Origin of the sequence: Psychrobacter sp. ENNN9_III (genome assembly GCF_001462175.1) — a bacterium.
Taxonomy (GTDB): Bacteria; Pseudomonadota; Gammaproteobacteria; order Pseudomonadales; family Moraxellaceae; genus Psychrobacter.
Genome location: NZ_LNUO01000093.1, coordinates 1 through 6,972, shown reverse-complemented (window position 1 = coordinate 6,972; position 6,972 = coordinate 1). Strand labels below are relative to the sequence as shown.

At 37.8% G+C, this 6,972-nt stretch carries 6 protein-coding genes and 2 pseudogenes; 4 read left to right on the top strand and 4 right to left on the bottom strand.

Going from position 1 to position 6,972, the window contains the following annotated elements:
- On the top strand, positions 1 to 956 hold a 956-nt coding region (locus PENNN9_RS05940), incomplete at its 5' end, for a RepB family plasmid replication initiator protein (protein ID WP_227511744.1).
- Positions 957 to 974: 18 nt separating this feature from the next.
- Here PENNN9_RS05940 and PENNN9_RS12805 read toward each other — a convergent pair.
- Positions 975 to 1,478: a plasmid replication DNA-binding protein gene (locus PENNN9_RS12805; protein ID WP_058368784.1), complete on the bottom strand. Its 504-nt coding sequence runs from the start codon at positions 1,476 to 1,478 to the stop codon at positions 975 to 977.
- 590 nt (positions 1,479 to 2,068) lie between these two features.
- Between PENNN9_RS12805 and PENNN9_RS05930 the strand changes: the two genes are divergently transcribed.
- Positions 2,069 to 2,704 (top strand): hypothetical protein, encoded by a 636-nt coding sequence (locus PENNN9_RS05930; RefSeq protein WP_058368783.1) that lies wholly within the window; start codon positions 2,069 to 2,071, stop codon positions 2,702 to 2,704.
- A gap of 100 nt (positions 2,705 to 2,804) precedes the next feature.
- Here the strand turns inward: PENNN9_RS05930 and PENNN9_RS05925 are convergent.
- Positions 2,805 to 3,426, bottom strand: a pseudogene (locus tag PENNN9_RS05925) (recombinase family protein).
- Positions 3,427 to 3,528: 102 nt separating this feature from the next.
- Positions 3,529 to 3,603: pseudogene (locus PENNN9_RS12700) on the bottom strand (IS1 family transposase); the annotation flags it as partial.
- A gap of 76 nt (positions 3,604 to 3,679) precedes the next feature.
- Between PENNN9_RS12700 and PENNN9_RS05920 the strand changes: the two are divergent.
- Entirely contained in the window at positions 3,680 to 4,513 is an 834-nt protein-coding gene (locus tag PENNN9_RS05920; protein WP_058368786.1) for a cation transporter, read from the top strand.
- A 99-nt stretch (positions 4,514 to 4,612) separates the two neighbouring features.
- Positions 4,613 to 4,738, top strand: coding sequence for a hypothetical protein (locus PENNN9_RS13350; protein ID WP_256713876.1), 126 nt, complete (start codon positions 4,613 to 4,615; stop codon positions 4,736 to 4,738).
- Positions 4,739 to 5,562: 824 nt separating this feature from the next.
- Here the strand turns inward: PENNN9_RS13350 and PENNN9_RS05910 are convergent.
- Positions 5,563 to 6,726, bottom strand: a complete 1,164-nt coding sequence (locus tag PENNN9_RS05910; protein ID WP_058368782.1) for a zinc-dependent alcohol dehydrogenase — start codon at positions 6,724 to 6,726, stop codon at positions 5,563 to 5,565.
- Between the last annotated feature and the right edge of the window lie 246 nt (positions 6,727 to 6,972).

The following is a 6,972-nucleotide window of genomic DNA, read 5'->3' as shown; positions in this document are numbered from 1 at the left end:
ATATTAAGCAGGGATTCGAAAAAAATATGGAAAACAATCTAGTCGTACAATCCAATGAGCTTGTCCTAGCAGCTTATACCATGACCACTAAAGAGAAACAGCTTTTATTAACTTGTATTAGTCGTATTGATAGTAGACCTGATGCGCCAAACATTACTAAGCAAACCAAGTTCACAGTGACAGTCGAGGAAGTAGCAAAGATATTCTATAACGATAGTACTAAGAAGAATGCTTTTAGAGATTTAGAGCAAGCTAGCAATCGGCTTTTTGATAGAGAAGTTCTGATAGCACTGGAGGATAATAAAACGCTTCGTACCCGCTTTGTTAGCGGCGTTCTTTATGATCCCAACGGAGAGCAGATAACAATAACATTTGCAGAGGATGTACTGCCTTATTTGACACAGCTGAAAGCTAACTTCACAAAATATAGGCTGATGGAGGTATCTGAGCTATCAAGTATTCATTCGATACGCCTATATGAATTAATTGTTTGTTGGGTAGGTCAGTATCAATATACTAAAGCTATGAATTTAGATGATTTTCGCTACGTTATGGGCATTAAAGGTAAGTATAAGCAATTTGGACAGCTTAGAGAGCGTGTGATTGACACTGCTATAGATGAAGTCAATGAGAGTACAAACTACAAGGTCACTGTTGAGTATCACAAAAAAAGTAGAGGCAAAGGTTATGAGGGATTAACGCTCAAGTTCCATAAAAAAACATTAGACAAATTAACCAGTAAAGACGGCACCTTGTCACCGTCCGCCATTCAATCCATCGTCGATAGCGTGCAGTTTATGAATGACTATAACAACCACTCAAGCCTAAGTTATGACGGCAGAATGCATACTGATGCATTTAAGCGTGAAATGATTAATATCATACAGCGAGAGCCTGAAAGTTTTAACAAACCCAATAAAGGCTTAGAAAGCTATTTACCAAAAGTTATACACTAACATCTTGTCCAACACGAATTATAATTGAAAGAACCACCGTTTCTTCTTCTTGGGAGCTGTTGCTGGTGTCATCGTTGGTTTTTGTTCTGGCTGTGCCTCACCATCTGATGAAAGTTGCTTGAATTCTAGTAACTTCACTTGAGCAAAATCGTGAATACTAGCGTTGGCTTTATCCAGAGTCTTGTTTAGCTGACCAATCTGTTGTTGGTAATTCTCTATCAACTGCTTTTGATCGCTGACTTGCTGTCGCAGGTGTTCATTCTTTAATTTCTCTAGCTCTAATTGGTGCTCAAGCTCTGTACAGGACTGTACAGTCTGACTGTCCAAGTGTGTACTATGAGGACTGTCCAGTGATTGTTCAGTACGTTTTTTGGACACAGGCTCTCCAAATACCCGAAGCATCTCCGTAGTATCAATTTTCTTATCTGCGGTTCTAGAAAGCTCACCATCATTGACCTTCTGATAGATCGTCGTTCTCGATACACCCCATTCTTTAGCTGCTTTCGTCACCGATATAATCATTGTCCACCTACTGTCCAAGTACGTTTTTAGTGTCTGCACAATACGACTGTTCAGAACGTTCAGTGGACAACTATCGCACTAACGCAGCGTCTAAACAAATTTTATATTTCAGTTAATAGTAATAGCCCATATTTAGAAAGTATTGGAAACATTCTAGAAAAGCTAGGCAAAGGTTTACCTTATGTAACTAATACGATAATATTGCGTAACATAGCTATTTACGCTTCAACTATATAGGGTTTAAAAATATTATGTTTAATTTGAATAGAATCATTACTTTGATTACCGTAACTTTGTTTATGACTGCTTGTACCTCCACTCCTAGACCTTATCAAGTATCAACTTGGTATAAAGAAGGTATAACTAAAAGTGTAACTAACGACAAAATAGGTCATTGTAAAACAGAGGTTGGGGCAAGCAATTTGTCACAAGAACAAGCTCGAAAGCTTGTCACCTACTGTATGAAGGCCGATGGATATAGATTAGTAACAGAAACTAAATATAGATAAAATTTAATAAATACTTTTTAGTACAAAATATTTTTAACAGACATGTTTAGTGGTAGATCACATACATTAGGGCTAAGTCATATGAAGTTTATTCGAGCATTATCTATAGTGACATTTGGATCTTTAGTTTTAAATACTCAAGTTCACGCAAGTGATAGATTAACGCATATTGATAAGCTGAGTAATTATCCAGAACAAATGCAAGAAGAATTTAACGAGCTCAAACGAACATGTGCAGATTTTAATTTCGATAACCATCCTGATAGTTTTGACTATGACCCTGATAAAGGACGTCCCAGCTATTCTTATGGAGACTATGTTCCATTGTATGTAGAGCGAGGATTTATATCCAAAGCTGATATAACAGGTGACGGCACTGATGATTATATTGTTAATTACGGAAAGCTAAGCTGTGAATATGCTGCATCGGCATGGGGAACAGGTAATAATGCGCCGCATACAGTCTATATGGGTACACGTGGCGACAATGCTTATCGCCTTTATGAGCAATATAATATGGACTCAGAAGATTATCCTAAATTGATACTTAACAATCAAGGCTATTCAGATATTCAGCGTATCGGTATGGGTGGAGAGTGTGGCCAAAAAGGAAACTGGAGTGTGGCTGAAACGCAGTATTGCAAAGTCACAGAACGTTGGAATAAAGAAAATAGTGAAATGGACTTAGTTTCCATCAAAAACTTAAGTTATCTTTAGAGGTTTATATAAACAATAAAAAAGGATCTTTAATTGGCTAAATATCCTTTTTTATTGAAGCCCTCTAAAGCTTTACACAACTATTATTTAGATTAGATACCTACTTAGACTTCACCTCACTAGATAACAATGCAATCAACTGCCGTGAGCACTTAACTGTCTTTTGAATATCAGAATAGCTATGACCTGATTCGAGTAGGCTAGCGATAATTTTGCGTTTTTCAGTATCTTTTCTACGTCCTAAATACTTACCTTCTGCCTTAGCACGAGCAATACCTTGCATCTGACGGTTACGGCGATCCTCATAGTCTTTTCTAGCAATAGCAGCGAGCATATCCAGCATCATCGAATTGATGGCTTGTAATATACTGCTCATAAATTCAGTGCTGTTCTCAGGTTGAAGCGCTATATATGAAGTAGGCAGCTCTTTTGATACGATAGATAGATTTTTTTTCTGATAGCATTCTTTTAAGCGTATCCCAATCAGCTTGGTTTAAACGCGCCAAGCGATCAATCTGTTCAACTAAGACAACATCGCCCTTATGCGCATCTTCAATCAGTTGCATAAGCTTGGGTCGCACCAAGATAGCTCCTGATTCGTTTTCAACATAGAAGGCAGCAATTTTGTGGCCATGATCGTTGGCAAATGCTATAAGCTCATTTTTGGCACGCTTAGCATCTTGTTCTTTGGTTGACGCTCGTAAATACGCTCTAATAAACATAAACACCTAAAATAGTCTGTTATAAGTGGTTCCATTATACTAGTCTGTTTTAAGTGGTCTGTTAATAGGTTTGAAGGGTAAAATAGCTGGTTCCCTTGGGGTATAGCTTTTGAAACCATTTTTCTTTATATTGTCACTTAGACAGGCTGGGCATTTGATGTATAGTGTCATTTGCATTTCACTATTTATCAATTTCTCAGCCTGTTTTTTTCCAGCCTACTTTTTGAACCACCACCCGGATATAAATGTAGCTATGAATAAAACAACTTTTAAAATATCGAAGATGGACTGCCCTTCGGAGGAAAACCTAATCCGAATGAAATTAGAGGGCCACTCGAATATTGAACATCTTGAGTTCGACATTCCTAACCGTCAATTAACTGTGTTTCATCATGACAATATAGAAGGGATAGAGACTGCTATTCATGACCTAAAATTAGGAGACACCCTACTCTCGACCGAAACCATTGACCCCTCTGATCCCAACAATAATTTTAAAATTGATGCTGATTCTAGTCACAAAAAAGATGCTGAGCAAAGAAAGCTACTATGGATAGTGCTGGTCATTAACTTTGCTTTCTTTATTATTGAAATGAGCACGGGACTGATTTCTCGTTCGATGGGGTTGGTCGCCGACAGCTTAGATATGTTAGCAGATAGCTTCGTGTACGGAATTAGCTTATTTGCGGTCGGTGGAACGGTCATTAAGAAAAAACGGATTGCTAGAATTGCCGGATATTTTCAAATTACGCTAGCGATTCTTGGTTTTTTAGAAGTACTAAGACGTTTCTTTGGCAATGAGCAGTTACCTGACTTTTCTACCATGATAGTCATATCGATTCTTGCGCTAATTGCAAACTCGATTTGCCTCTATTTACTACAAAAATCGAAAAGCAAAAAAGAAGAAGCCCATATGCAAGCCAGTATGATTTTCACTTCAAACGATGTGATTATCAATTTAGGGGTAATTGTTGCAGGGATTTTGGTTAATTGGTTACACTCTAGTACGCCTGATTTGATTATTGGTAGCATCGTATTTGCTTTAGTTATTCAGGGCGCCTTTAGAATATTGAAGTTGAGTAAGTAGCCAAGCCTAATAACTGAAGCAAATAGCTCAAGTAAGTAGCTTAATTAAACCGCTAAGTGTAAAGTAACTGGGTTTGAAGCAAATAAACATCATAAGGATATGAGACCTCAAGCAATGATTGAACAAACTTTAAATCTAGTCACCACCAAAGACCATCAGCAAGTTGCCGTTTGGCGAATAATAGATGATGAAGTCTTTGATAAGAATCTGGTGGTGGTCAACTAATTTAGGACACTAATAAAATTCAAACCTACATCGCCATTACTTATAACCCTGAGTCGAGAACGGATAATAATTATAAGCGTTGGGGCAACTTTTATGACCGCCAAGATCTGTTAGTAGGTGACGAGTTGTGTCAGGTGGTTAATTTTCAGAGACCTTCCTAAATTTTGTGTAAGTATTTAATCTAAACGTCAGTTACACAGAATCTGGGATGGTCTCTTCAAGTCCTCACTAGCGCACCGATCATAGATAGAATATCTATGGTAAGTACATCATGAAGTACACTGTGGCTATCTCAGCAAGTTGAAACCTTAATACCATTAGCTCACAGCCAAAGATTCAAGTCCTCACTAGGGAACCGAACCAGTGAAAGCGCCTGACTGGTTTGCCATAGGTATACTTACAATAAATTATAGTGCAATGGGAAGATAGAACTAAGACAATTAAAGAGCTGATTAAAGAACTCCAAAGTTTTGGGGATCAAAACTTGATTGTTATGATAACTAATGATGAAGGTGAAACATTTAACGGTAAAGTTGGTTAGCAAAGGGTTTGTAGCTAATAAAGATGATCCTGATAAATATAAGAAAGTTTATTGTGCTTTACACTTCTAAGCTTTAAGACCATCTAAGACAGTTAGTTAGTTTTTTTAATCCCTAAACCCATGAAAATCGGTTGGGGGGTAATTTTTTTGCCGTGTGCAGAGAAAAGCAAGTCAAAGATTTTTTTACTAACTGCTTTAGCGATAACCATTATTTAAGACAATCTCGTTAAAGCAGCTATGACCTAACCTTTAAATGTTAAAAGTTAAGGGTAAATTTGAAAAATCAAGGAGTTAAAATGACTTTACGACATTCTTCTTCACGCTTTTCGAAAATTTCATAACCTTTAGCAGCGTCAGACAAATTCATACGGTGAGTAATAATAGCTTCAGGTGATAAATCACCATTTTCAATATACTCTAATAACTGTGGTAAATACTTGTGTACATGGGTTTGGCCCATTTTGAAAGTAAGCCCCTTATCAAAAGCATCACCAAATAAGAAACCATGAATGGGTCCTGCATACACACCAGGAACACTAACGACCCCGCCACGACGCACAGCTGCAATACATTGACGTAAAGCTGCACCACTTGACCCTTCAATTTTCAAATTGGTCATTATTGTTTCTAGCATACTGCCTTTGGCTTCAAAGCCAATCGCATCAATAACGCCGTCAACGCCGCGATGTCCTTTGGTCTGTTCAATGATGAATTCAGCAGCATCTACCTTATCGAAATTAACCGGAATAGCCCCGTACGTATCTTTGGCATACTGCAAACGGTAGTCATTATGATCTACCACGAAGATCTGCTCAGCGCCTAACATTTTGGCACAAGCTGCTGATAACAACCCCACAGGACCCGCACCATAAATAGCTACGGTTGAACCTTTAGTAATATTGGCATTAGTCACGGCCTGCCAAGCAGTTGGTAAAATATCTGATAAAAATAAAACCTTCTCATCTGACAGTGAGCCATTTACTTTGAACGGATTAAAATTACCTTTAGGAACCCGTACAAATTCTGCTTGTCCACCAGGAATCCCACCATATAAATGGCTAAAACCAAATAAAGCAGCCGGTGGCGGAATTATTTTTTTATTAATAGCAGCGCCTGGGCCTGTATTTGTAGTCTCACAAGCGGACATTAGGTCATGCTGACAGAAAAAGCAGTTACCACATGCAATAACAAAAGGAATAACAACTCTGTCGCCTTTTTTAACAGCTGTGACTTCAGAGCCTACTTCTTCAACCACACCCATAAACTCATGACCGAAGATATCGCCTTCCTCGGTTGCAGGTATTTTGCCACGATATAAGTGTAAATCTGAGCCACAAATTGCAGTTGCAGTCACACGTAAAATAACATCATCTTTTTCTTGCAGTTTAGGCTCTGGGACATTGTCCACTCGCACATCTTTAGCACCGTGGTAGGTTAAAGCACGCATAATTTCTCCAATTAAGTAAAGCTTGCAGAATCTCGATAAACAATAATCTGTGATAATACAAGATGAAAGTTATTAGAATCAGTGGTTTATGTTAACTAAGTTAAGTATTACTCAATTATATTAGCACCTTGAAAATCGAGATTTATAATTAACGTGTGTTAAAAAGGTTGCGTGTTGTAAGTAAAAAATTGTAGTGGTTAACTAATTTAGGACACCTAATAAAATTCAAACCTACATCGCCATTAC